A 23,371-nucleotide genomic window follows, 5' to 3' on the forward strand; every position below is an offset into this window, starting at 1 on the left:
GGACGGAGTCCGGAGAGCTTCCGCGCGGGCGGTGGCGGGTCGGAGGCCCCCCGTCCGGGCGAAGCCGGGAGCGGGGGAGAGCCGGGGGCTCAGCTCTGGATGAAGGCGGCGTACTCGTCGGCCGAGAGCAGTTCGCCCGGCTCGCCGCTGATCTTCACCTTGAACAGCCAACCACCCTCGAACGGGGCGGAGTTCACCAGCGAGGGGTCATTGACGACATCCTCGTTGATCTCGGTGATCTCACCGTCGACGGGCGAGTAGAGATCGCTGACCGACTTGGTCGACTCCAGCTCGCCGCAGGTCTCGCCCGCCGCGACCGTGGAGCCCACCTCAGGGAGCTGTACGTAGACGACGTCGCCGAGCGCGTTGGCCGCGTGCTCGGTGATGCCGACCGTCGAGGCGCCGTCCTCGGCGCCCGACAGCCACTCGTGCTCCTTGCTGTAGCGCAGCTGCTGGGGGTTGCTCATGGCTCGATTCTCCTGTACGCGAGGGTGTGATCGTGAATCGGGGCACCTCCCGGACGACGTCCGGGGGAGTGTCTTGCACAGTGAGACGCGCGGGCGCGCGCCACCGCCGGGTCTGCCGCGGGGGAACCGCTACTTCTGCCGCTTGTAGAACGGCAGCGCGGTGACCTCGTACGGCTCATGGCTTCCACGAATGTCCACGCAGACACCCTCGGTGCCCGGTGTGGCGTAGGCGGCGTCGACATAGGCGATGGCGATCGGCTTGCCGAGCGTGGGGGACGGGGCCCCGGAAGTGACCTCGCCGATGACCGTGCCGTCGGCCGTGACGACCGGGTATCCGGCCCGCGGCACCCGGCGGCCCGAGGCGATCAGGCCCACCAGCTTGCGCGGCGGCTGCGTCTCGGCGCGCTCGGCGGCCGCCGCCAGCGCGGCGCGGCCCACGAAGTCCCCGTCGTTGGAGGTCTTCTCGAACTTCACGACCCGGCCCAGGCCCGCGTCGAACGGCGTGGTCGCGGTGGTCAGCTCATGCCCGTACAGCGGCATGCCCGCCTCCAGGCGCAGGGTGTCGCGGCAGGAGAGACCGCAGGGCACCAGACCGGCGTCCTGGCCGGCCTCGGTCAGCGCCGCCCAGAGGGCGACCGCGTCCGCCGGCCGGACGAACAGCTCGAAGCCGTCCTCACCGGTGTATCCGGTACGGGCGATCAGCGCCTGCACACCGGCGACCGTGCCGGGCAGCCCGGCGTAGTACTTCAGACCGTCCAGATCGGCGTCCGTCAGCTTCTTGAGGATGCCGGGGGACTCCGGGCCCTGCACCGCGAGCAGGGCGTAGGCGTCCCGGTCGTCGCGGATCGCGGTGTCGAAACCGCCCGCCCGCGCGGTCAGCGCGTCCAGCACCACCTGGGCGTTGGAGGCGTTGGCGACGACCATGTACTCCTGGTCGGCCAGGCGGTAGACGATCAGGTCGTCGAGGATGCCGCCCTCGGCCTCGCAGATCATGGTGTAGCGGGCGCGGCCCGTCTTGACGCCGCCGATGTTGCCGACCAGCGCGTAGTCGAGGAGGTCGGCGGCCTGCGGGCCGGTGACGGTGATCTCGCCCATGTGGGAGAGGTCGAAGAGGCCGGCGCGGGTGCGGACGGCGACATGCTCGTCGCGCTCGCTGCTGTAGCGCAGTGGCATGTCCCAGCCGGCGAAGTCGGTCATGGTGGCGCCGAGCGTGCGATGCGTGGCATCCAGTGCGGTGCGGCGGGGGGCATCAGTCATGGTTCTGGGCTCCCAGGCAGGGGTGAACAAGACGTTCTCCCCATCTGTCATCGGAACCTGAGAGGTTCACCGGGATCCCGCGAACGGACCCGGTTTGCACCTTGGGTGGAGCCGCCCTGTCAGCCGGGCAGTGGCTCGCTTTTCAGATCTGCCTCGCCCGCGCGGTATAGGGGCCTGAGAGATTCAAGGGAGGACTTGCTCCTTCGGCGCCCCGCCATGGCGGCCGGGGACTCTCCCGCACGGGTTCAAGCGGCCGGTATGCAGTTGGCGGTGCACAGATGAGCTGTGGTGTGCACGCGGCGGCCACATCATTGCACGGGAATGCCGGATAGAGGAGCCCCGTCCACCGCCCCGCCCATGACGTGGGCAGATCGGACAATCGCCTTGATGGGCATTACCTTTTCTTGACACTCTGCGGGTAAGGGACGGACTCGAACCGGACCAGAACGGGCGGGGAGGGCGATCACGGTGCACAGCGAAGCGGCATTCGGGGCGACTTCAGGGGTCGTGCCCCCGGACGCCGTGCGGACGGCGCCGTCCGCCGCCATGTCCCGGGCCGGCCGTGCGCCGCGGGCCGTCATCCGGCCGGGGCGCCGCACCGAGGTCGTGGACCTGCGGGGCGACGAGCGGCCGGATGACGCCGCCGAGCTGCGGTTTCCGGCCGGCGATCTGGTCGTGGTCTCCGGGCTTCCGGGCAGCGGCAAGAGCACCCTCATGCACCGTCTCGTGCCGTCGCTGGACGGGCACGGCTCCGTGGTGCACCGCATAGATTCCCAGGACGTCCGCGAGCGCTGGGAGCGCGGCAGACTGCGCCGGCTGCCGTACGGCCTCTACCGCCCGCTGGTCCGGGCCGCCCACTATCTGACCCTGGGCCGTGCGCTGCGCTCCGGCGACAGTGTGGTCGTGCACGACTGCGGGACGCTGGCGTGGGTGCGCCGCTGGATCGCGCGGTCGGCGCTGCGCGGCGGCCGCGGGGCACATCTGGTGCTGCTCGATGTGGCGCCCGAGGTGGCGCTTTCCGGCCAGGAGTCACGGGGACGCGGGGTGTCGGGGTACGCCTTCGCACGGCACCGCAGGGCGGTGGGCCGGCTGGTCGGCGCCGCGGAGTCGGCCCGGCTGCCGGAGGGCTTCTGCTCGGCCGTCCTCCTCGACCGGCGGACGGCGAGCACGCTGGAGACGGTCAGCTTCCACTAGGCACAGGCACCCCTGGGGCGCGTCGCCCTGGTCGCCGCACGCGGCCCCCGCACGCCGCACCGCCCCCCTTCTCGTCTAGGGTCTTTGGCCAGATGGCGCGGTTTGGAACGGGTGGGTGCACATGACATTTCCGGAGCAGGGGATACCGCAGCTGGCATGGCCGGCGAACGAGCTCGAAGAGGTGCTGTCCGCTTCGGTCGGGCACCCGGGCGCCGGCGGCCGGATCGTCGAGATCCTCGGCCGCAGCCGGCTGTGGGTACCGCTGCCCAACGGCGGCGGCCCGGAGAGCGCGGGCTTCGGCGCCCGCGGCCTCGATCTGCCCACCGTCGAGCTGGACGGCGCGCCCTATGTCCCGGTCTACAGCTCCGAGCAGGAGTTCCTGCGGGTGGTCGGCTCGCACATGTCCTTCACCGTCGCCCCGGCCCGGGAGTTCGCCCGCGGGCTGCCGCCGCAGCTCGGCATCGCGGTCAACCCCGACGGCACGGTCGGCGTCCCGCTGCCGCCGCCCGCGGTGGCCGAACTGTGCCGGGAGCGGCGGCAAGGACCTCAGGAGTCCGTCGGGCTGCCGAGCGGCGGCCGGGTGCGGCTCTTCGAGCCGGACTGGCAGGACGAGCCGGTGGACTTCCTGGCCTCCGCCGGGCTGGAGTTCTCCGGCGCCGGAATTGTCCTGACTGCCCGACGTGCCCTGGCAAGCGTCGAGGGCGACACGCCCGCACTGTTCGTCGGTGTTCAGGTCGCGGCGGACGCCACCGCACTGCACGACGGCACCGCCCGCGAGAGGGTACTGTCAGCCCTCGGACGTGCGCTCGGCGCGGTACCGCTGCCCTGGCCCGTACAGCTCGTCATGCTCGACCTCGCCCAGGGGGACCCGGTCGCCGACTGGATGCTGGAGCGGGTGCGGCCCTTCTACTCTCGGGACCACTCGTAAGCTGGTTGGATGACAGGCGGGCGCACCCACACGTGCCCTGCTGAGAAGAAGGGACGGACCACGTGAGCGCGGGTGCGCATCAGGGGCCGGCGGCGGCCGGACAGCTGGAGCAGCTGCTGCAGCAGGTCTCGCCCGGCCGTTACGACGCCTATGAAGCACTGCTGCACGCGCTCGCCGCGGGCCAGGTCTGGATGCTGCTCTGGCACGGCCGGGCCGGTATGCCGGACGCGCAGTACGGAAACATGGAGGTCGAGGGCCTCGGCTATGCGCCGTGTGTGACCTCGGCGCCCGAGCTCGCCGCCTCCGGCTGGAACCGCGACCACGAGGTGGTCACCGGCACCGAGATCGCCTCCGCGCTCTTCCCTGACCGCTGGGGCCTGTGGCTGAATCCGCATGCTCCCGGCGGTGGCGTCGGTATCCCCTGGCTGGACCTGCGCCGTATCGCCGGCGGTCTCGACCGGCTGCCCGCCGGGCCGCTGCGGATCTCGGAACCGGTCATCGACATCCCGCAGTTCTACGCGCTCCTCGCCCAGAACGCCCATCGGACACCCGCCGTACGGTCGCTGCGCCGGGCCTGGGTGCAGCCCGCGCTGGGTGCCCCGTATCTGGCGATCGGTCTGGATCTGTACGACACCGGTCAACAAGCGGTGGATTCGGTGCGGTTGATGATCCAGCAGTCGATCGGCGCGGTTCCGGACGGTCTGCCCGTCTCCACGGTCGCGATGAATGACGAGTACGACCCCGTCGGCATGTGGATGCGGGCCTCCACGCGCCCCTTCTTCGACCGTGACGGCTATGTCCAGCCGCAGGCCCCCGCGCCCTCCTACGGCTACGGATACCCGCGTCCCTACTGACGCCCGGCGGCGCCGCTCCGGCGCCGGTCTTGGGGTGAATTCGCCCCATGCGCCCCGCAGTTGAGCCCCTTTCTCACGGGTATGCATTCCGCTCAGACCGAACTCTTGTCCGTATAACGGAATGCCGCGGATCACATCACAGTTACGCATCCTTTCCCCTTCAGGACTGGTGACTGATCGCGAATCGGATGAAGACTCCGGCAACAGAGGACGTCGGTCCTTTGTACGAGCGTCATCCCGGAACGGCGTCGCGCGCACCTTTCGAACTTCCATAACGCGAACTTCCGCGATGCCTGCAGGACTTGCACCAGTGATGTGAACCAGGGCCGCTACCGCGGCGGGCATGGGCCGGCCACCGTCGGCCGAGAGGGGTCAAAGGCACCGTGACCGCACCGATCGAGACCACCGGAGCAGCTGCTGAGGCGCAGCCGGAAGCGGTGCTGAAAGGCGTGGAAGGAAAGCGGATCGAGGGGCGCTCGCTCGGTCAGATCGCCTGGCTGCGCTTCCGGCGGGACAAGGTCGCGGTGGCCGGTGCCATCGTTGTCATCCTGCTCATTGCCGTCGCCGCGCTCTCCCGCCCGATCCAGTCCCTGCTGGGGCTGGATCCCAACAGCCCCAACCAGTCGCTGATCGACCCCAACACCACGCTCCCCAAGGGGGACTTCGGCGGTATGAGTGGGGACCACCCCCTGGGTGTGGACCCGAAGTTCGGCCGCGATCTGCTCGCCCGGATCCTGGAGGGCTCCTGGGTGTCGCTGATCGTGGCGTTCGGCGCGACCCTGCTGTCGGTCGCCATCGGCACCGTCCTCGGTGTGGTCGCCGGTTTCTACCGCGGGCGGGTGGACGCCTTCATCAGCCGGATGATGGATGTCTTCCTGGCCTTCCCGCTGCTGCTGTTCGCCATCGCGATCTCCGCTTCGCTGCAGGGCGGCGCCTTCGGCCTGGAGGGCCTGCCGCTGCACATCTCGGTGCTGATCTTCGTGATCGGCTTCTTCAACTGGCCGTACATGGGGCGGATCGTGCGCGCCCAGACCCTGTCGCTGCGGGAGCGGGAATTCGTGGACGCCGCCCGCGGCATGGGGGCGCGCGGGCCGTTCATCCTCTTCCGGGAGCTGCTGCCCAACCTGGTGGGTCCGATCATCGTCTACTCGACGCTGCTGATCCCCTCCAACATCCTCTTCGAGGCGGCGCTGAGCTTCCTGGGCGTCGGTATCCAGCCGCCCCAGGCGTCCTGGGGCGGCATGCTCAACCAGGCGGTCAAGTACTACGAGGTCGACCCTCAATACATGATCGTTCCCGGCCTCGCGATCTTCGTCACCGTGCTGGCGTTCAACCTGCTCGGTGACGGTCTGAGGGACGCGCTGGACCCGCGCAGCCGCTGAGGCCGTGCCTGGCACCCGCTCAGAAGTCTCACCAGCGTTTTTCGCAGTTCTGAAGTTTCGACGCATCGACATATCGATGTTTCTCGACGAACGAAGGGGACACCGACCATCATGCGAAGGTCAGTTCCGGTCGCGGCTGTCGCGGCCATCACCAGTGCGGGCCTTTTGCTGGCCGGCTGCAGCGGGGGCAAGGGCTCCTCGGAAGGCTCGGGCGAGGCGAACGCCGCCACCAAGGGCATCGTCAACGCCTCGGACGAGAAGGGCGGCACGGTCACCTACGCGATCAGTGACGCCCCCGAGTCGTTCGACCCGGGCAACACGTACTACGCCTTCATCTACAACTTCAGCCGGCTCTACGCGCGCCCGCTCACCACCTTCAAGCCGGGCCCCGGCACCAAGGGCAACGAGCTGGTCCCGGACCTCGCCGAGTCGATGGGCAAGCCCACCGACGGCGGCAAGACCTGGACGTACAAGATCCGCAAGGGCGTCAAGTATGACGACGGCTCCACGGTCACCTCGCAGGACGTCAAGTACGCCGTCGAGCGCAGCAACTTCGCGCGTGACGTCCTCTCGCTGGGCCCGAACTACTTCCAGCAGTTCCTCAAGGACAACGACGGCGGCGGCTACAAGGGTCCCTACAAGGACAAGAGCGAGGCTGGTCTGAAGTCCATCGAGACCCCGGACGACCAGACGCTCGTCTTCCACCTGAAGAAGCCGTTCGCCGAGTTCGACTACCTGGTGAGCGCCCCGCAGACCGCTCCGGTCCCGCAGGCCAAGGACAAGGGCGCCGACTACACCAAGTCCGTGCTCTCCACCGGCTCGTACAAGTTCGAGAGCTACGAGGAGGGCAAGAAGCTCACCCTCGTCCGCAACCCGCACTGGTCGGCGAAGACCGACCCGCTGCGCAAGCAGCTGCCGGACAAGGTCGTCCTGAACCTGAAGGTCGCCCAGTCGACGATCGACAAGGACCTCAAGTCCGGCAACACCCTGGTGGACCTGGCCGGCCGGGGTGTCGACGGGCAGACGCAGGCCCAGCTCCTGACCGACCCCAAGGAGAAGGCCAAGACCGACAACACGCTCGGTCAGCGGCTGGTCTACACGGCGCTCAACACCAAGGTGAAGCCGTTCGACAACATCGAGTGCCGTAAGGCCGTCGAGTACGCGATCGACAAGAAGGCCGTACAGACCTCGCTCGGCGGCCCGATACGCGGTGAGCTGGCCTCCACGGTCCTGCCGACCGACATCGACGGCTACCAGAAGTACGACCTGTACCCGCAGAAGTACGCCGGCGACAAGCTGGATCTGACCGAGGCCAAGAAGCACTGGGCCAAGTGCGGCGCCGGTAAGACCACGACCACGATCCTGGCCCGCAACGACCGCCAGGACGAGGTCGATGCGGCCACCACGGTCATCGACTCGCTCAAGAAGATCGGTGTCACCGCCAAGATCCAGTCCTACCCGACCAGCAAGTACTTCTCGGACTACGCCGGTGTGCCGAAGTTCAACAAGAAGAACAACGTCGGCATGATCATGATGCAGTGGGGCTCGGACTTCCCGACCGGCTACGGCTACCTCCAGCAGATCCTCAACGGCAAGGCGATCAGCCAGTCCGGTAACGCCAACCTGTCGGAGCTGGACGACCCGGAGATCAACAACCTGCTCGACAGCGCCATCGCCAACACCGACAAGGCGGCCCGCGAGAAGGCGTACGCCGAGATCGACAAGAAGGCGATGGAGCAGGCGGCGATCGTTCCGCTCACCTACTTCAAGGTCCTGATGTACCGCTCGCCCAAGGCCACCAACCTGGTGTCCACCTCGGCCTTCAGCGGTCAGTACGACTACCTCAACATCGGCGTCAAGAAGTAGCAGCCCTGGAAGGCAGGTGAAGGCATTGGTGTCCGCGGGCCGGTTCCGGCCGGCCCGCGGCGCCGACGCCGCATCCCCGTGTTCTCGTACATCATCCGCAGGTTGATCAGCGCAGTGATTCTGCTGCTGATCGTCAGCGCGGTCACCTTCGGCATCTTCTTCCTGCTGCCGAAACTGGCCGGGCAGAGCACCGACCAGCTTGCCCAGCAGTACATCGGAAAGGCCCCCACGCCCGCGGACATCGCCGCGGTGAAGAAGAACCTCGGCCTGGACAAGCCCGTGTACGAGCAGTACTGGGACTTCCTCAAGGGCATTTTCGTCGGCGTCGACTACAAATTCGGCCCGGAAGCGGCCAAGTGCCATGTGCCGTGCTTCGGTTACTCCTTCAAGACCCATATCGAGGTATGGCCGGAGATCCAGTCCCGGCTCCCGGTGACCCTCTCACTGGCCGCCGGTGCGGCCGTGCTGTGGGTCGTCTCCGGTGTCGCCACCGGCGTGCTCTCCGCGCTGCGCCCCGGTTCGATCTTCGACCGGCTGGCGATGGGCGTCGCGCTGGCCGGCGTCTCCCTCCCGATGTTCTTCACCGGCGCCCTGGCGCTGGCCCTGTTCACCTACCAGTGGCCGATCTTCGAGCGCAGCGACTATGTGCCGCTGCTGGAGGATCCGTTCCTGTGGGCCCGGACCCTGGTCCTGCCCTGGGTCACCCTGGCCTTCCTCTACTCCGCGCTCTACGCCCGGCTCACCCGGGCGGGCATGCTGGAGACACTGAGCGAGGACTACATCCGTACGGCCCGCGCCAAGGGCCTGCGCGAGCGGAAGGTGGTCGTCCGGCACGGTCTGCGGGCCGCGCTCACCCCGATCATGACGGTCTTCGGCATGGACCTGGGACTGCTGCTCGGTGGTGCGCTCATCACCGAACAGGTCTTCTCCCTCCAGGGAGTCGGCGCCTTCGCGGTCCAGTCGATCACCGCCAACGACCTGCCGAACATCCTCGGCGTCACCTTGGTCGCCGCGTTCTTCATCGTCATATGCAATCTGGTGGTGGACGTTCTGTACGCCGCCGTCGACCCGCGGGTGAGGCTCTCGTGACCGACTCCTCCGAGGACAAGACCGAGACCGCGGTGGCCGAACCCGCCGCGGCCACCCCCAAGGAAGCACCGGAAAAGCCGGCGCCCTTCCTGCAAGTGCGGGACCTGAAGGTCCACTTCCGCACCGACGACGGGCTGGTGAAGTCCGTCGACGGCCTGACCTTCGGCCTGGAGAAGGGCAAGACGCTCGGCATCGTCGGCGAGTCCGGCTCCGGCAAGTCCGTCACCTCGCTCGCCGTGATGGGCCTGCACCGCGCCTCCCGTCAGCAGCGCAGCAAGGTGGACATGTCCGGCGAGATCTGGCTGGACGGCAAGGAGCTGGTCTCTGCCGATCCGGACGAGGTCCGCCGGCTGCGCGGGCGCGAGATGGCGATGATCTTCCAGGATCCGCTGTCCGCGCTGCACCCCTTCTACTCGGTCGGCAGCCAGATCATGGAGGCCTACCGCGTCCACAACGACGTGGACAAGAAGACCGCGCGCAAGCGGGCCATCGAGATGCTCGACCGGGTCGGCATCCCGCAGCCCGACAAGCGGGTCGACGACCATCCGCACCAGTTCTCCGGCGGTATGCGCCAGCGCGCCATGATCGCGATGGCGCTGGTCAACAACCCCGAGCTGCTGATCGCGGACGAGCCGACCACCGCACTGGACGTCACCGTCCAGGCGCAGATCCTGGACCTGATCCGCGATCTGCAGAAGGAGTTCGGCTCGGCGGTCATCATCATCACCCACGACCTCGGCGTGGTCGCCGAGCTCGCCGACGATCTGCTGGTGATGTACGGCGGACGCTGTGTGGAGCGCGGACCGGCCGAGAAGGTCTTCTACGAGCCCCAGCACCCCTACACCTGGGGCCTGCTGGGGTCCATGCCGCGCATCGACCGTGAGCAGACGGACCGGCTGATCCCGGTCAAGGGCTCCCCGCCCAGCCTGATCAACGTCCCGTCCGGCTGTGCCTTCAACCCCCGCTGCCCGTATGCGGATGTGCCGAAGGACAACCTCACCCGTACGGTCCGCCCCGACCTGCGCGAGGCCGGCGGCGGGCACTCCTCCGCCTGCCATATGTCGCAGGAGGAGCGGGAGCGTATCTGGACCGAAGAGATTGCGCCGAAGCTGTGACCGAGACGACTGACGACCAGAACAAGAAGATCCCGCTCCAGAAGGGGGCGGAGACCTCCGCCGACGCCCCCTCCGGCACCGAGCCGCTGCTCAAGGTCCGCGGTCTGGTCCGGCACTTCCCGATCACCAAGGGCCTGCTCAAGCGGCAGGTCGGCGCGGTGCAGGCGGTCGACGGCATCGACTTCGACGTCCGGCCCGGGGAGACGCTCGGCGTCGTCGGCGAGTCCGGCTGCGGCAAGTCGACGATGGGCCGGCTGATCACCCGGCTCGACGAGCCGACCGGCGGCTCCATCGAGTTCCAGGGCCAGGACATCACCCATCTGTCAACGGGCAAGCTGCGCCCGATGCGCCGTGACGTCCAGATGATCTTCCAGGACCCGTACGGTTCGCTGAACCCGCGGCACACCATCGGCGGGATCGTCTCCACCCCCTTCCGCCTCCAGGGCGTCGAGCCCGAGGGCGGGGTGAAGAAGGAGGTGCAGCGGCTGCTGGAGCTGGTGGGCCTGAGCCCGGAGCACTACAACCGCTATCCGCACGAGTTCTCCGGCGGTCAGCGGCAGCGCATCGGCATCGCCCGTGCGCTGGCGCTCAAGCCCAAGCTGGTGGTCGCCGACGAGCCGGTCTCCGCGCTGGACGTGTCGATCCAGGCCCAGGTCGTCAACCTCATGGACGACCTGCAGGAGGAGCTGGGCCTGACGTACGTCATCATCGCCCACGACCTCTCGGTCATCCGGCATGTGTCGGACCGGATCGCGGTGATGTACCTCGGCAAGATCGTGGAGTTGGCCGACCGCAAGGCGCTCTACGAGTCGCCGATGCACCCGTACACCAAGGCGCTGATGTCCGCCGTACCGGTGCCCGACCCCAAGCGGCGCACCCAGCGCGACCGGATCCTGCTCAAGGGCGATGTGCCCTCGCCGATCAACCCGCCGTCCGGCTGCCGGTTCCGTACCCGCTGCTGGAAGGCGACCGAGGTGTGCACCACCACCGAGCCGCCGCTGGTGGCGCTGCGGACCGGCCACCAGGTGGCCTGCCACCACCCCGAGAACGCGCCCGATCAGGCCCCGGCCGCCGCCGAGGCGTCCGGTGGCCCGGTGGGCAAGGCGCCAACCGGTAAGTAACTCCGAGGAATTGGCAAAGTCCCGGGTGAAGTGGAGCGGGAGAGTGCAGAGTTGGCACGGTTGTTCGATCTTGGTTCGATCCTGATCCGTGTGTCCGAAGGGACCGCTCATGGCACTCTCCCGTTCTGTGCGCCGCACCTCCCGCTGGCTCGCCCTGGCCACCGCGGTGGCCTCGGCCGCCACCATCGCCGCCGCACCCGGCGCAAGCCCCGGTGCCCCGGGCGTCGGTGACTCCTACTTCCCCAAGCTGGGCAACGGCGGCTTCGACGCCCTGCACTACGACCTCGGTGTCAGCTACCACCCCGGCAGCGGCCGGCTCGACGGCCGTACGAAGCTCACCGCCCGCGCCACCCAGAACCTCTCCGCCTTCGACCTCGACCTGCAGAAGCTGAAGGTCGACTCGGTCCGGGTGAACGGCCGGCGGGCCCACTTCGCCAGATCCGGCGACGAGATATCCGTACGCCCGGACTTCCCGCTGCGCCGCGGCAAGAAGTTCACCGTCACCCTCGCCTACCACGGCGTCCCCAAGCCACTGGGCGGGCCGATCATCTTCGGTTCCCCCTACGGCTGGATGAAGACCAAGGACGGGGTCTTCGTCGCCTGCGAGCCGAACGCCGCCTCGACGTGGTTCCCCTCCAGTGACCACCCCGGCGACAAGGCGACCTACGACATCCGCATCGACGCCCCCAAGGGGCTGACCGGTGTCTCCAACGGCCGGCTGATCAGCTCCGGGGAGGCGCACGGCCGCTCGTACGCCCACTGGCGTGAGAAGCGCCCGATGGCCGCGTACCTGGCCACCGCCACCATCGGGAAGTTCGACGTCCGTACGGGCACCACGCCCGGCGGCACGCCCATCTACGTCGCCACCGACCCCACGCTGCCCACCGGCAAGGTCGACGTCTACGGCATCACCGCGGAGGCCACCGACTACTGGTCCAAGGTCTTCGGTCCGTACCCCTTCGAGGAGACCGGCGCGATCGTCGACGACATGCCGCAGGCCGGCTTCTCGCTGGAGGTGCAGTCCAAGCCGGTCTACTCGGCCGTGCGCAGCGAGTCGACCATCGTCCATGAGCTGGCGCACCAGTGGTTCGGCGACTCGGTCTCCGTGAAGCAGTGGAAGCACATCTGGCTCAACGAGGGCTTCGCGACCTACGCGCAGTGGCTGTGGGCCGAGCACCGTGGCACCCGGAGCGCCCATGACGCCTTCCGCGCGGCCTACCAGGACCTCCCCGCCGATGACGGCTTCTGGAAGCAGAAGATCGCCGATCCGCAGCGGGACACCATGTTCTCCAGCGCGGTCTACCAGCGGGGCGCGATGACGCTCCAGGCGCTGCGGGAGCGGATCGGCGACAAGGCGTTCTTCAAGCTGCTGCCGGTCTGGACCGCGCAGCACCGCTACGGCAACGCGGAGACCTCCCAGTTCATCGCGCTCGCCGAGAAGATCTCCGGGCAGCAGCTGGACGATCTCTTCGACGTCTGGCTCAACACGGAGAGCAAGCCGCCGCTGCCCGGGCAGTAACGGCCCTCCGCGCCGGGTCAGCCGGATTCCTCGTCCCCGCGCCGGCCGCGGAGCTGCTCCGGCCGCGGCAGATGCAGCCCGAGGTAGACGGCCCCCATCCGCAGGCCGAAGACCACCCCCGCCGAGATCGCCGCGGCGGGGGTGGCTCCGGTGCCGAGGTGGTGCAGCAGCAGATAGCAGCAGCCGCCGGCCAGCGCGGCGATCGCATAGACGTCCTCGCGCAGCAGCAGCGGGGGGAACTCACCGCACAGCACATCGCGGATGACCTCACCGGTGACGCCGGTCAGCACCGCCAGGATGATCACGGCGAGCGGGGTGGCGCCGGCATCGATCGCGGCGCGGGCGCCGATCACCGTGACGACGGACAGCCCGATCGCGTCGACCACCAGCAGCGATTTGTGCGGCAGCTGCCAGAACCGCAGATAGGCCATGGTGCCCAGGCCGACACAGATGATCACGGTCAGCAGTACCCAGTCGTGTGTCCAGTACAGCGGCTGCCGGTCGAGGATGAGATCGCGCAGCGTGCCGCCGGAGATGGACGCGGCGAAGGCGAGCACCAGGCCGCCGAAGGGGTCCATGTTGGCGCGGTAGGCGGCCAGCACCCCGCTCGCCGCGAAGGCCGCGACGCCGGCCAGGTAGAGGACGTGAAGCATGGCGCTCATCATCGCAGGCCCGGAAGGACTGCTTCCGGTCGAGGCCGTCAAAACTGACACTACCGGTCGGTAACTATCGGGTGTAGCGTGCAACCCATGGCTCTGGTGACCCACGGCAACAGCGAGTTCGACCGCGATACGGCGGTCACCCGCCGCGCCCCCGGCGTCTATGACGCGCATCTCTCCGCCGGCTGGACGATCATTCGGGCGGTCAACGGCGGCTACCTCCTCGCCCTGATGGGCCGCGCGCTGGGCGACGCCCTTCCGCACGCCGACCCGATGTCGGTGACCGCGCACTACCTGACGGCCTCGGTCCCCGGCCCCGCCGTCATCCGCACCGAGGTGGTCCGCACCGGCCGCACGATGTCGACCGGAACCGCCACCCTCGTCCAGTTCGCGGAGGACGGCAGCGAGGTCGAGCGACTGCGGGTGCTGGCCGCGTACGGCGACCTCGGTGCGCTGTCCGACGACGTCCGCACCACCGCCAAGCCCCCGGCCATCCCGCCGTACGAGCACTGCCTGGGCACGGACAGCGCCCCCGACGGCCGTCCCGCGATCCCCGGCAGCACAGCCATCGCCGAGCGGCTCGCCCTCCGCCTGGACCCGGCGACCGCGGGCTGGGCCGTCGGCGCCCCCTCCGGCAAGGGCGAGATGCGCGCCTGGTTCGGCCTCGCCGACGGCCGCGAACCCGACCCGCTCTCCCTCCTGCTGACCGTCGACGCACTGCCGCCCACCGCCTTCGAGATGGGCCTGTCCGGCTGGGTCCCCACCGTCGAACTGACCGCCCACATCCGCCACCGCCCGGCCCCCGGCCCGCTGCGGGTCGCCATCACCACCCGCAACCTCGCCGGCGGCTTCCTGGAGGAGGACGCGGAGGTCTGGGACTCCGAGGACCGACTCGTCGCCCAGTCGCGGCAGTTGGCGCGCGCGGTCCTGCAGGGGTAACGCGGCGCCCCGGATGCCGCTTCCGTCTCCTTTTCGCAGGTGACTCCGGGTGCGGCAGCGGAAAATGGGTGGCGAAAGTGCGGGCGGTGGCCGGGCGGCTCGTGCCAGACTGAGGGCATGGGGGACGTGGCTCTCAGAATTGATGATGCGACCGTCGTGTGGCTGCGGGCCGAGGAGCCGGCCGCCACCGGCCGGCCCGGCGTGCACGAACAGTCCGGCGCACAGCCGCCGTCCGGCGGCGGACGACAGCAGTCCGACGCCGACGGCGAGTTGGAGCTGCCCGACGAGTTCGGCTCCGCCGAGCCGGTCAGCGTGGACAGCCGGATGAGCCGGGCACTGACCCGCGGCGGGGCGGCACTCGAAGAGGCCCTGCAGCCGCTCGGCGGCGTACTCGGCCAGATCCATCGCTCGATCTCCAGCGGCAGCCACCGCCCCGACGCGGTCACCGTGGAGTTCGGTGTCACCCTCGGCTCCGATCTGAGCCTCGGGGTGTTCTCCGGCAAGGGAGACGCGAGCTTCAAGGTCTCGGCCACCTGGAATCTCGGCAGCGGCACGGGGGAACCCGGCGGGACGGCCCCGTGATCGCAGGCGCCGGCCCGGACGCCCCGCTCCAGCAGTCCTTCGCCTCCGTACGCCATGGCGACCACGCCATCGGCGCGGGGGTACTGGTCGCCGAACGACTCGTCCTGACCTGCGCCCATGTGGTCAACAGCGCGCTGGGCAGGGACCGTTTCGCCCAGGACACCCCCGGACCCGGCGACACGGTCACCCTGCGGCTGCCCCATGTCGCGGCCGGACGGGACCTGACCGCACGCGTCTTACGGGAGCTGTGGGTGCCGCCGCGGGCCACGGCGGCCGGCAGCGCGCCCGTCGAGCCCGGACGGGTGCCGTACCACGGGGATCTCGCCGTCCTGGAGCTGACCGGTGCCGCACCCGAGGGCGCCGAGCCGGCCCCGTTCCTCCAGCACAGCTACGCCAACGAGACCATCGCCTTATGGGCCAGCGGCAATCCGCTGCCCACGGTGCGCGCCGTGCCCCGGGTCTCGGCACCGCCCTGGATCGCCCTGGACGTGCTCGGCGGCGCCCAGGTCACCGAGGGCTTCAGCGGCGGGCCGCTGTGGGACCGTGCGCGGCAGGCCGTGGTCGGCCTGGTCGCGGCCGTGCACCGCGCCCCGGAGGGGGCCGCCCCCGGGACCCCGCCGACGACGATGTACGCCATCAGCGTCCCGGCCATCGAGGCCGAACTCCCCACTCTTCCGCCCTCCGCGGTGCCCACCGCCCGGCGCGGGGTCCAGCAGCTGCTCACCGCGCTGGAACGGGTACTGAAGGGCCGCGAGGCGGTCCTGGCCTGCGAGGAGCGGCTCGCCGCCCGGCTCGGCAGGTCCTCGGCGGGCCCGGCGGCCGACCTGGACCGGCTGGTCGGTCTGGCGGTGAGCGTCCGCCGCGGCATCCCCGAACTCCTCGACCTGGTACGGGACCACGAGCCGCCGGTCGCCGACCCCTATGACCCGCACGCCCGGTCCGGCCTCTACGGGGCCCGCGAGGACTGGGAGCGACTGCGCCGCGCCGCCCGTACGGTCCGCCCCGGCGAATATCTGACCACCCGCCAGCGCCGTGACCTCTCCGGCCTGTTGGCGCACTGCACCCGTACGGACCCCCGGACCCTCCTGGAACGCGTCCTGCCGCACGCCCCGGAGCTGCCCGCCGTCGCCGGCCTGGCCGATGCGATGGACGCCCTGGAAGGCTTCAGCTCCACCACCGGGGCGCCCGTGCCCCCGCTGCTGCAGGGCGTGGTGCGGATCAGCGTCGAGGAACGCGCGGCCGGAGCGTACCCGGCCGAGGACCTCGATGCGTGGGTCGAGCGCATCGCGGTCCGGTCGGGGGTCGACGAGGCGGCGGTCAGCCAGTTCCGCGCCGATGTCACGGCCGCCGCCGCCCCGGTCCGCACCCCGGCGACCGGCCGGCCGGCCACCGGGGGCACACCGGCGACCGCCCCCCGCGTCCAGGTGGAGCTGCTGCCCACCCCGACCGGGCGCCGCTTCACCTACCAGATCTGGACCCTCGCCGACCGCCAGCCGCACCGGCTCGCGCTGGTCCGCGATGCCGAGGCGGGCAGTGAGCAGGTGGTCGACGACATCCGCCGGGTGCTGCGCACCGAGGTCCGGGAGGACCCGGAGACCGCCCTGGTGGAGTACTTCCTGCCGTCCGCCTGGCTCGGTCTGGACGTCGACTCCTGGGAGTCGCCCGACAGCGACGAGGACGGACCGTTCGCGCCCGGCATCACCCGGCGGGTGGTGGTGCGCACCACGGAGCGCTCCCGGGAGAGTTACGCCGGCTGGAAGCAGCGCACCGCCGCCCTGCCGCACGCCAAACGCCTGGTCCTCGACCACCGGCACACCGACCGCAAGGTCGCCCGCGCACAACTGGAGGTGCACCGCGACGCCGGCACGGTCATCGTGTGCTGCGCACCGGACCACCACGGAACGCTGTTGCGGCAGTGCGTCCAGGCCGGCGTCCACACCGTGCTGTGGCACCGCGCCGAACACGGTGAGCACATCGCCCAGGACCTGCTGGCCCTGGTCGACGGCACCGACCACACCGAGGTCCCCGAGGTGGTACGCCTGGAGCGGGCCAGGGCGATGGCCGAACCGGAGAGCGTTGCCCATCACGGCCGCCGGCTGTCCCTGCTCTACGACGCGCCCGACCATCGTCCCCCACAACTCGCCCCGGACGCCTGGGTGCTGACGCAGCCCTGAGTGCCACAGCGTGGAGCAGCAATGAACGAGGAGAACGTGCGGTGACCGGACAGAGCGCAGCAGGCGCACACGACGACCCGGGAGCGGAGCCGGAGGACTGGTGGGTCTTCCGCGGCCCCGCACCGCTGCCTGCCCCGCCGCCCTGGAGACACCTGCCCGCCGGCTGCGGCACGGCGCCCCGCGCGCCGTACCTCCTGGAGCGCAACGAGATCTCCGTCGTCAACGCCGCCCTGCATCTGCACCGTCCGCTGCTGGTCACCGGCCGCCCCGGCGCCGGCAAGAGCTCGCTGGCCCGCGCCGTCGCCGAGGAACTCGGGCTCGGTGATGTGCTGCGCTGGTCGGTCAACAGCCGCTCCACACTTCAGGACGCCCTCTACCGCTACGACGCCGTGGGCCGCCTCCGGGAGGCCTCACTGCGCCGGGAGCGCGAGGTCCCGCACGGCTCCGCGCGCCGCCCCCGGGCCCGGCGCGCCACCGCGGCCGGCGACATCGGCCAGTATCTGCGCCTCGGCCCGCTCGGCAGCGCCCTGGCGGCCGACCGCCCCCGCGTCCTGCTCGTCGACGAACTCGACAAGGCCGATATCGACCTGCCCAACGACCTGCTGGTCGTGCTGGAGGAGGGCGAGTTCGAGATCCCGGAGCTGGCCCGGCTGCCCGAGCACCAGCAGGAGGTCCAGGTCCTGCTGAGCGGAAGCCGGGAGCGGGTCGCGGTCCACCGCGGGGTGGTCCGCTGCACCCACTTCCCGGTCGTCATCATGACCAGCAACGGCGAACGGGACTTCCCGCCCGCCTTCCTGCGCCGCTGCGTACGGCTGGATCTGCCGGAGCCGACCGGCGACCGGCTGCGGAAGATCATCGAACACAACCTGGGCGAGCAGGCGGTCGCCGCGGCGGAGGATCTCATCGAGGTCTTCCACCAGCGCGCGAAGACCCAGACACTGGCCACCGACCAGCTGTTGGCCGCGGTCCATCTGCGCATCAGCGGCGCCGACCTCACCAAGGAAGAGCTCCTCGCCGCCGTGCTGCACCGCCTCGACGAGTCCATGTCGCCATGATCGACCGACTGCGACAGGCGATGTCGGCCGCCGGTTACGACCTCGGGGCCACGGAACTCCTCGATGTGCTGTGGCTGTCGCGGGCGATGGAGGGGCGTACGGCTGCCGAGGCGCCGGGGGACTTGGGGGAGTCGGGGGAGTCGGGGGAGCGTGTGGGTGGGACGGGGAGTGGGAGCGGTGTCGGGGCTGAGGGGCCTGAGGGGTCTGAGGAGGCGCGGGGGGTAGGCGGCGGGGTCTGCGGTCCGTCGGACGGGCGTGCCGGGGCCGGGGGGTCGGATGCGGTCGGTGGGTCCGGTGGGTCCGGTGGGTCTGGTGGGTCCGGTGGGTCCGATGCGTCCGGTGGGGTCATCCCTTCCGCCGACCTCGGCGAGTCCTCGGAGGCGGCGGAGCCCTTCCACCTTCCTGGCGATCACACCGACCCCGCCGACCTCACGGACCCCACCGCCGGTTCCACCGCCACCGCTGGTCCCACCACCACCGCCCGTCCCGGTGACGCCGCCGACGCCGCCGACGCCGCCGCACCTGGCGGCGGGTCCCCGTCCGGGCCCTGCGATCCGTTGTCTCCCGCCGTCCCGCCCCGTCGTGCGCTGTACGCCATGGGGAGTCAGGGCGGCGAGGCGGGCGCGGGCCGGGCCCGGCCCGCGCGGGTCCCCGGCGGGCGTGCGCTGCCTGATGCCCAGCAACTGGGCCGGGCGCTGCGCCCGTTGCGCAGGTCACGGGACCACCCGCACCGCACCGTCACCGATATCGAGGCCACCGTCCGCCTCGCCGCCGAGACCGGTTTCCTCGATGTCGTCTCCCGCCCGGAGCAGGAGCGGCGCTGGTCGGCCGTGCTGCTGGTGGACTGCTCGCCGTCCATGCAGGTCTGGGGGCCGCTCGCGGCCGAGCTGCGCGCGCTCCTCGCCCGGAGCACGGTCTTCCGCTCCGTCCGCATCCTTCCGGTCGACCCCCAGGACCCGAGCGGCCCGGCGGGGCGCCGACGGACCACGGGCGCGGCGGTGACCTTCCTGCTGACCGACGGTACGAACCCGGGATGGCGCAGTCCGCAGGCCGTCCGTGCCCTCGCCGCATGGGGCCGCGGCGGCCCGCTGGCCGTACTGAACCCGCTGCCCCGGCGGCTGTGGCGGGGCACCGCCCTGGACGCCCGGCCCCGGCTGCTCGCCGCACCGGGCGAGTTCGACCCCCTCGGCCGGATCATCGTCTGCGATGCGCTGAGCGGTGAGCGCGATCCGGAGGCGGACGGCCTCCTCGCACTGCCCGTGCTGCATCCGACCGCCTCCGCGCTGGAGCAGTGGGCCGGGCTGCTCACCCGCCCCGGAGTGCCGCATCTGCTCGAAACGGTGCTGCTGGACGAGGCACCCCCCGCGTCAGCGCGGCCTGCCGCACCACACGGCACGGCCGAGGAGTTGCTGGCCCACTTCCGGGGAGCGTTCTCCCCCGAGGCCTACCGCCTGGCCGTCCGCCTCTCCGCCATCCGCCCCCTGACCACACCCCTGATGCAGCTGGTCCGCGCCGCCACGATGCGGGACGCCGGGCCCACCCATGTCGCGGAGATCCTGCTCGGCGGCCTGCTGGAGCGCACCGACCAGGCGCGGGACGCGGCCGCCGCCCACACCCTGGACCGTGCCCTGGGCGCACCGCCAGCGGGCCAACTCGTCCATCCCGTCTACGACTTCCGGCCCGGTGTACGGGAGCTGCTGTTCAGCGGGCTCGGCGCCGAACAGGCCGTGGAGGTCGTCGAGGCGGTCGGCCGGTCCCTGGAGCCGTACATGGGACGGCTGCCGGACTTCCCGGTCCTGATGGGGGACGACGAGGGGGAGTTGCGGCTGCAGGCGTCGGCACGGGCCTTTGCGGTGCTGGCCAGTCCGGTGCTGGAGCGGATGGGGGGTGTGGTGCCCGAGCAGCCGGACCACCCGGTGCCACCGCAGCGCCGCCCCGCGCCCACGCCCCCGCCGTCGCCGCGCTTCGGCGTCCTCGGCCCCGTGCGCGCCTGGCGCGGTGCGACGCCGCTTGAGCTGGGCGGGCCGGAGGAACGGGCGCTACTGGCCGCCCTGTTGCTGCGGCCGGGGCACTGCGCCCGTGCGACCGAGCTGGTTCCCGACATCTGGGACGACCGGCCGCCGCGTACCGCATTCGCGTCGCTGTCCGCCTGCGCCACCCACCTGAACACGGCGCTCGGCGCCGACACCGGGATGGCCAGAGACGCAGACCTCCTGGTCAGGGAGCAGGACGGGGGCTATGCCCTGCGTCGTCCCGACGGCAGTGCGCTCGTCCTCGACCTCGATCTCGACCGGGCCGAGCAGCTGATCGACCGGGCCCGCCGCGCCGTGGAGCCGGCCGCGGCCCGCCGACTGCGCAATGAGGCACTGGCGTTGTGGGACGGCGAATCGCTCGCCGGGCTGCCGGGGTCCTTCGCCGCGGTCTGGCGGACCCGGCTGGAGCGCTGGCGCAGCGACCTCATGGACGGGATCTACCGCACCCTCGCCGAAGAGCCCGCGCCGGACCCGGCCGGGCCCCGGGCCGATGCGGTGGCCCTGCCGCCCGCGCCGGAGCCGTTCGTCGGGCGGAGCGGGCAGCTCTCCCGGCTGGCCGACGGACTGACGGGCGGCACGAGCGACGCCCCGCCCTGCCGCTTTGTCCACGGGCCGGCCGGGGCCGGCAAGACGGCCCTCGCGCTGCGGGTCGCGCACGAGGTCGCGGACCACTTCCCGGACGGACAGCTGTTCCTGGATCTGCGCGGCAGCGCCGCCGAGGCCGAGGAGCGGGTGACGGCGACCGGCGCCCTCGAAGCGCTGCTGCGCGCACTAGACGTGCCGGCCGACCGCATCCCCCTGCGGCGCGACGACCGGGCGGCCCTCTACCGCTCACTGCTGGCCGAACGCCGCGTCCTCATCGTGCTGGACGACGCACCCGATGCGCACGCACCCGACGCTGACCTATCCGGCGCCCACGCACCTGACGCCGACGTGTCCGATGCCCACGCACCTGACGCCGACGCACCCGAATCCGCCGCGTCCGCCATGTCAGACGCGTCCGCCGTGTCCGCCGCGTCAGACGCGGCGGCCCTGGCCCCCCTGCTCCCGGGCCGCACGGGCAAGCCCGGCGGCCGGGGCGGCGCCGTCCTGCTCACCGGCCGGGAGTGCCCGCCGCTTCCCCCGCCCGCCGAAGCCGTCGAGCTGGCCGGACTGACCCCCGCCGAGGCACAGGAGCTGTTCACCGACCCCGGCCCCCCGGCGCTCCGGTGGCTCGACGGGCAGCTCTCCCCGCAGGCGCGGCGGGCCTTCCGCCTGCTCGCCGTGACGGATACCGCCGAGGCCTCGTCCGCCGCCTTCTCGTCCGGTGCCGCGGCCGCACTTCTCGGTGCCAGGGCACAGCGGACCCGCTCCCTGCTGGACGAGCTGCTGGACGTCGGCGCGCTCCGCAAGGCGGCCACCGGCCGCTACCGCTATACGGGCCAACTGCGGCGCCTCGCCTGCCGGTCCGCCGTTCAGGAGCTGCCCGAGGCGACGCGCGACGAGGCCCTGACCCGGCTGCTGACCTGGTATCTGGCCCTGGGCCGGCAGGTGCACGCCCTCCGGTGTCCGGGCGACGGGATGCTGCATGACCTCGTCCGGGTCCCCTCCGCCGGTCCCCTGCCCACCACGAAGGACCGGGCCCAGGCCCTGTCCCTCTGGGCCGAGGAGACCCCTGGACTGCTCGCGCTCGTCCGCCGGGCCGCGATCCGCACGCCGGGGATCGTCCGCCAGGCCGCCGATCTCCTGCTGCTCGCCCAGGTGACGGCGGATTCCGGAGCGCTCTCCGCCGCCTATGAGCCGGCCGCCCGGACGGTGGCGGCGCGGGCGGCCCGGGACGGCGACGCCCAGGCGGAAGGCCGGGCCCGGGTCGCGCTCGCGGAGGCGTACCTCACGCTGGGCAAGTGCGCCGAGGCCGAACCCGAGGCGCGGCGCGCGGAGCGGCTGGCCGGCCGCTGCGGCGACCCCCTGACGCGGTTCCGCGCACCGTATGCGCGTGGCCTCATCGCCCTCCACCAGGGGCAGCACGACACCGCGGAGCGGCATCTGGTCACGGCATGGCAGCAGTGCACCGAGCGCGACGAACTCGGCGAGGCTGCCGCACTCGGCGCACTGGCCCGGCTCTGGGCGGCGACCGGCAACAGCAACGAAGCCGTGCTGTTCGCCGAGCGGGGCGTAGCCCTCTACCACCGCGTCGGCCGCGGCTCCCCGCTGCTCGCGCACGGCCGGTACGCCCTGGCCGAGGCGCTGTCGGCGGCCGGACGGCCCGCCGAGGCGCTCCGCGAACTCCTGCAGGCGCTGCCCCTCTTCAAGGAGGACCGGCAGCGGCTCTGGGCGGGGCGCACCCGCTGCCGGATGGCCGAGGCGATGGTCGCGCTGATCCGGCCCGGCGAAGCGGTGACCGCCGCCGAGGACGCGGCGAAGCGGCTGCTGGTGCCGGGCGGCGAGCGGTGGCGGGCCGACGCGCTGACCGCACTGGGGCATGCGGAGACCGCCCTGGGCCGTAAGCGGGGCGCCCAGGCGCACTGGCGTGAGGCACTCCTCGTCCAGGAGGCATTCGGCGCTCCGGCGGCCCGCGAACTGCGCGTGCTGCTACGGGACAAGTCGGCGTCGCCGACGGCCGGTCCGCGCCGGCCGGGCCTCTCCCGCACCGCGGACACCGCGCGCACCGGCACGGCGCTGCGCGACCTGACCGCGGCCGTCCGCACCCTGACCGACCAACTGCGCCTCCAGACCGCCGATGAGGAACCCGGGCTGGGTCCCCCCGGCCTGACCGCCCGCCTCCACACCCTCGACACCATCGAGGCCGAACTCGCCGACATCCTGGCCGACTTCACCCACACGGCCCGCCCCCCACACGCCGACCTCCGCCGCCTCCGTACGTCCCTGGAGGCACTCACCTCGCCCCAGGCCCTGCCGACATCGTCGGCTGCCACCGCCGAAGCGGTCACGGCGGTCCGCGAACTCGGGCGGCGTATCGCTCCGTAGGAACGCCGGAGGCACGCCCAAGTGGACTGGCAGGGTGGGTGGTTGAGCGGTTGGGTGAAGGGTTGGTTGAGCGGGTGATGGAGCGGCGCCGGCGAGCGGCGATCCGCAAACACTCTTCGCAAAGAAGTCTTCGCAAAGAAGTCTTTGCGAAGAACTGTTTGCGATTTAGG

The 23,371-nt window shown here is 71.3% G+C and carries 17 protein-coding genes and 1 riboswitch; of the genes, 14 read left to right on the forward strand and 3 right to left on the reverse strand.

Going from position 1 to position 23,371, the window contains the following annotated elements; translation table 11 throughout:
• Positions 1-89: 89 nt before the first annotated feature.
• Positions 90-467 (reverse strand): glycine cleavage system protein GcvH, encoded by a 378-nt coding sequence (gene gcvH / locus AB0C46_RS27265; protein WP_362830951.1) that lies wholly within the window; start codon positions 465-467, stop codon positions 90-92.
• Positions 468-596: 129 nt separating this feature from the next.
• On the reverse strand, positions 597-1,724 hold the full coding sequence (gene gcvT, locus AB0C46_RS27270) for a glycine cleavage system aminomethyltransferase GcvT (RefSeq protein ID WP_362830953.1): 1,128 nt from the start codon (positions 1,722-1,724) through the stop codon (positions 597-599).
• 152 nt (positions 1,725-1,876) lie between these two features.
• Positions 1,877-1,972: riboswitch (glycine riboswitch) on the reverse strand.
• Positions 1,973-2,270: 298 nt separating this feature from the next.
• Between gcvT and AB0C46_RS27275 the strand changes: the two genes are divergently transcribed.
• From AB0C46_RS27275 to AB0C46_RS27315, 9 genes are all read left to right on the forward strand, one after another.
• Entirely contained in the window at positions 2,271-2,918 is a 648-nt protein-coding gene (locus AB0C46_RS27275) for an AAA family ATPase (protein WP_362831000.1), read from the forward strand.
• A 121-nt stretch (positions 2,919-3,039) separates the two neighbouring features.
• The gene (locus tag AB0C46_RS27280) at positions 3,040-3,846 is read left to right on the forward strand and encodes an enhanced serine sensitivity protein SseB (protein ID WP_362830955.1); all 807 of its coding nucleotides are present in this window, start codon (positions 3,040-3,042) and stop codon (positions 3,844-3,846) included.
• Positions 3,847-3,908: 62 nt separating this feature from the next.
• Entirely contained in the window at positions 3,909-4,700 is a 792-nt protein-coding gene (locus tag AB0C46_RS27285; protein ID WP_362830957.1) for an enhanced serine sensitivity protein SseB C-terminal domain-containing protein, read from the forward strand.
• Between the two features lie 383 nt (positions 4,701-5,083).
• Positions 5,084-6,082, forward strand: coding sequence for an ABC transporter permease (locus AB0C46_RS27290; protein WP_362830959.1), 999 nt, complete (start codon positions 5,084-5,086; stop codon positions 6,080-6,082).
• A 111-nt stretch (positions 6,083-6,193) separates the two neighbouring features.
• Complete coding sequence (locus tag AB0C46_RS27295) at positions 6,194-7,948, forward strand: ABC transporter substrate-binding protein (protein WP_362830961.1); 1,755 nt, start codon at positions 6,194-6,196, stop codon at positions 7,946-7,948.
• Between the two features lie 78 nt (positions 7,949-8,026).
• The gene (locus AB0C46_RS27300; RefSeq protein WP_362830963.1) at positions 8,027-9,037 is read left to right on the forward strand and encodes an ABC transporter permease; all 1,011 of its coding nucleotides are present in this window, start codon (positions 8,027-8,029) and stop codon (positions 9,035-9,037) included.
• Positions 9,034-10,152 carry an ABC transporter ATP-binding protein gene (locus AB0C46_RS27305; protein WP_362830964.1) on the forward strand — a complete coding sequence of 373 codons (1,119 nt, stop codon included), beginning with the start codon at positions 9,034-9,036 and terminating at the stop codon, positions 10,150-10,152. The genes AB0C46_RS27300 and AB0C46_RS27305 overlap by 4 nt, the downstream gene beginning before the upstream one ends.
• Before the next feature lie 29 nt (positions 10,153-10,181).
• A complete protein-coding gene (locus AB0C46_RS27310) occupies positions 10,182-11,273 on the forward strand; it encodes a dipeptide ABC transporter ATP-binding protein (protein ID WP_362831001.1) in 1,092 nt (363 codons plus the stop codon).
• 109 nt (positions 11,274-11,382) lie between these two features.
• A complete protein-coding gene (locus tag AB0C46_RS27315) occupies positions 11,383-12,792 on the forward strand; it encodes a M1 family metallopeptidase (RefSeq protein ID WP_362830965.1) in 1,410 nt (469 codons plus the stop codon).
• A gap of 17 nt (positions 12,793-12,809) precedes the next feature.
• Here the strand turns inward: AB0C46_RS27315 and AB0C46_RS27320 are convergent, their stop codons facing one another.
• Positions 12,810-13,445, reverse strand: coding sequence for a trimeric intracellular cation channel family protein (locus AB0C46_RS27320; RefSeq protein ID WP_362830966.1), 636 nt, complete (start codon positions 13,443-13,445; stop codon positions 12,810-12,812).
• A gap of 96 nt (positions 13,446-13,541) precedes the next feature.
• Between AB0C46_RS27320 and AB0C46_RS27325 the strand changes: the two genes are divergently transcribed.
• The 5 genes from AB0C46_RS27325 (at position 13,542) to AB0C46_RS27345 (ending at position 23,201) form a co-directional block, all read left to right on the forward strand.
• Positions 13,542-14,390, forward strand: a complete 849-nt coding sequence (locus tag AB0C46_RS27325) for a thioesterase family protein (protein ID WP_362830967.1) — start codon at positions 13,542-13,544, stop codon at positions 14,388-14,390.
• 117 nt (positions 14,391-14,507) lie between these two features.
• Entirely contained in the window at positions 14,508-14,972 is a 465-nt protein-coding gene (locus AB0C46_RS27330; protein ID WP_362830968.1) for a CU044_2847 family protein, read from the forward strand.
• On the forward strand, positions 14,969-17,146 hold the full coding sequence (locus AB0C46_RS27335; RefSeq protein WP_362830969.1) for a trypsin-like peptidase domain-containing protein: 2,178 nt from the start codon (positions 14,969-14,971) through the stop codon (positions 17,144-17,146). Before AB0C46_RS27330 ends, AB0C46_RS27335 begins: the two co-directional genes overlap by 4 nt.
• A 41-nt stretch (positions 17,147-17,187) precedes the next feature.
• Positions 17,188-18,201, forward strand: a complete 1,014-nt coding sequence (locus AB0C46_RS27340) for a MoxR family ATPase (RefSeq protein ID WP_362830971.1) — start codon at positions 17,188-17,190, stop codon at positions 18,199-18,201.
• Positions 18,198-23,201, forward strand: coding sequence for an SAV_2336 N-terminal domain-related protein (locus AB0C46_RS27345; RefSeq protein WP_362830973.1), 5,004 nt, complete (start codon positions 18,198-18,200; stop codon positions 23,199-23,201). Before AB0C46_RS27340 ends, AB0C46_RS27345 begins: the two co-directional genes overlap by 4 nt.
• The last annotated feature ends 170 nt before the right edge of the window (positions 23,202-23,371 follow it).

Source organism: Streptomyces sp. NPDC048637 (assembly GCF_040650675.1).
Classification (GTDB): domain Bacteria; phylum Actinomycetota; class Actinomycetes; order Streptomycetales; family Streptomycetaceae; genus Streptomyces.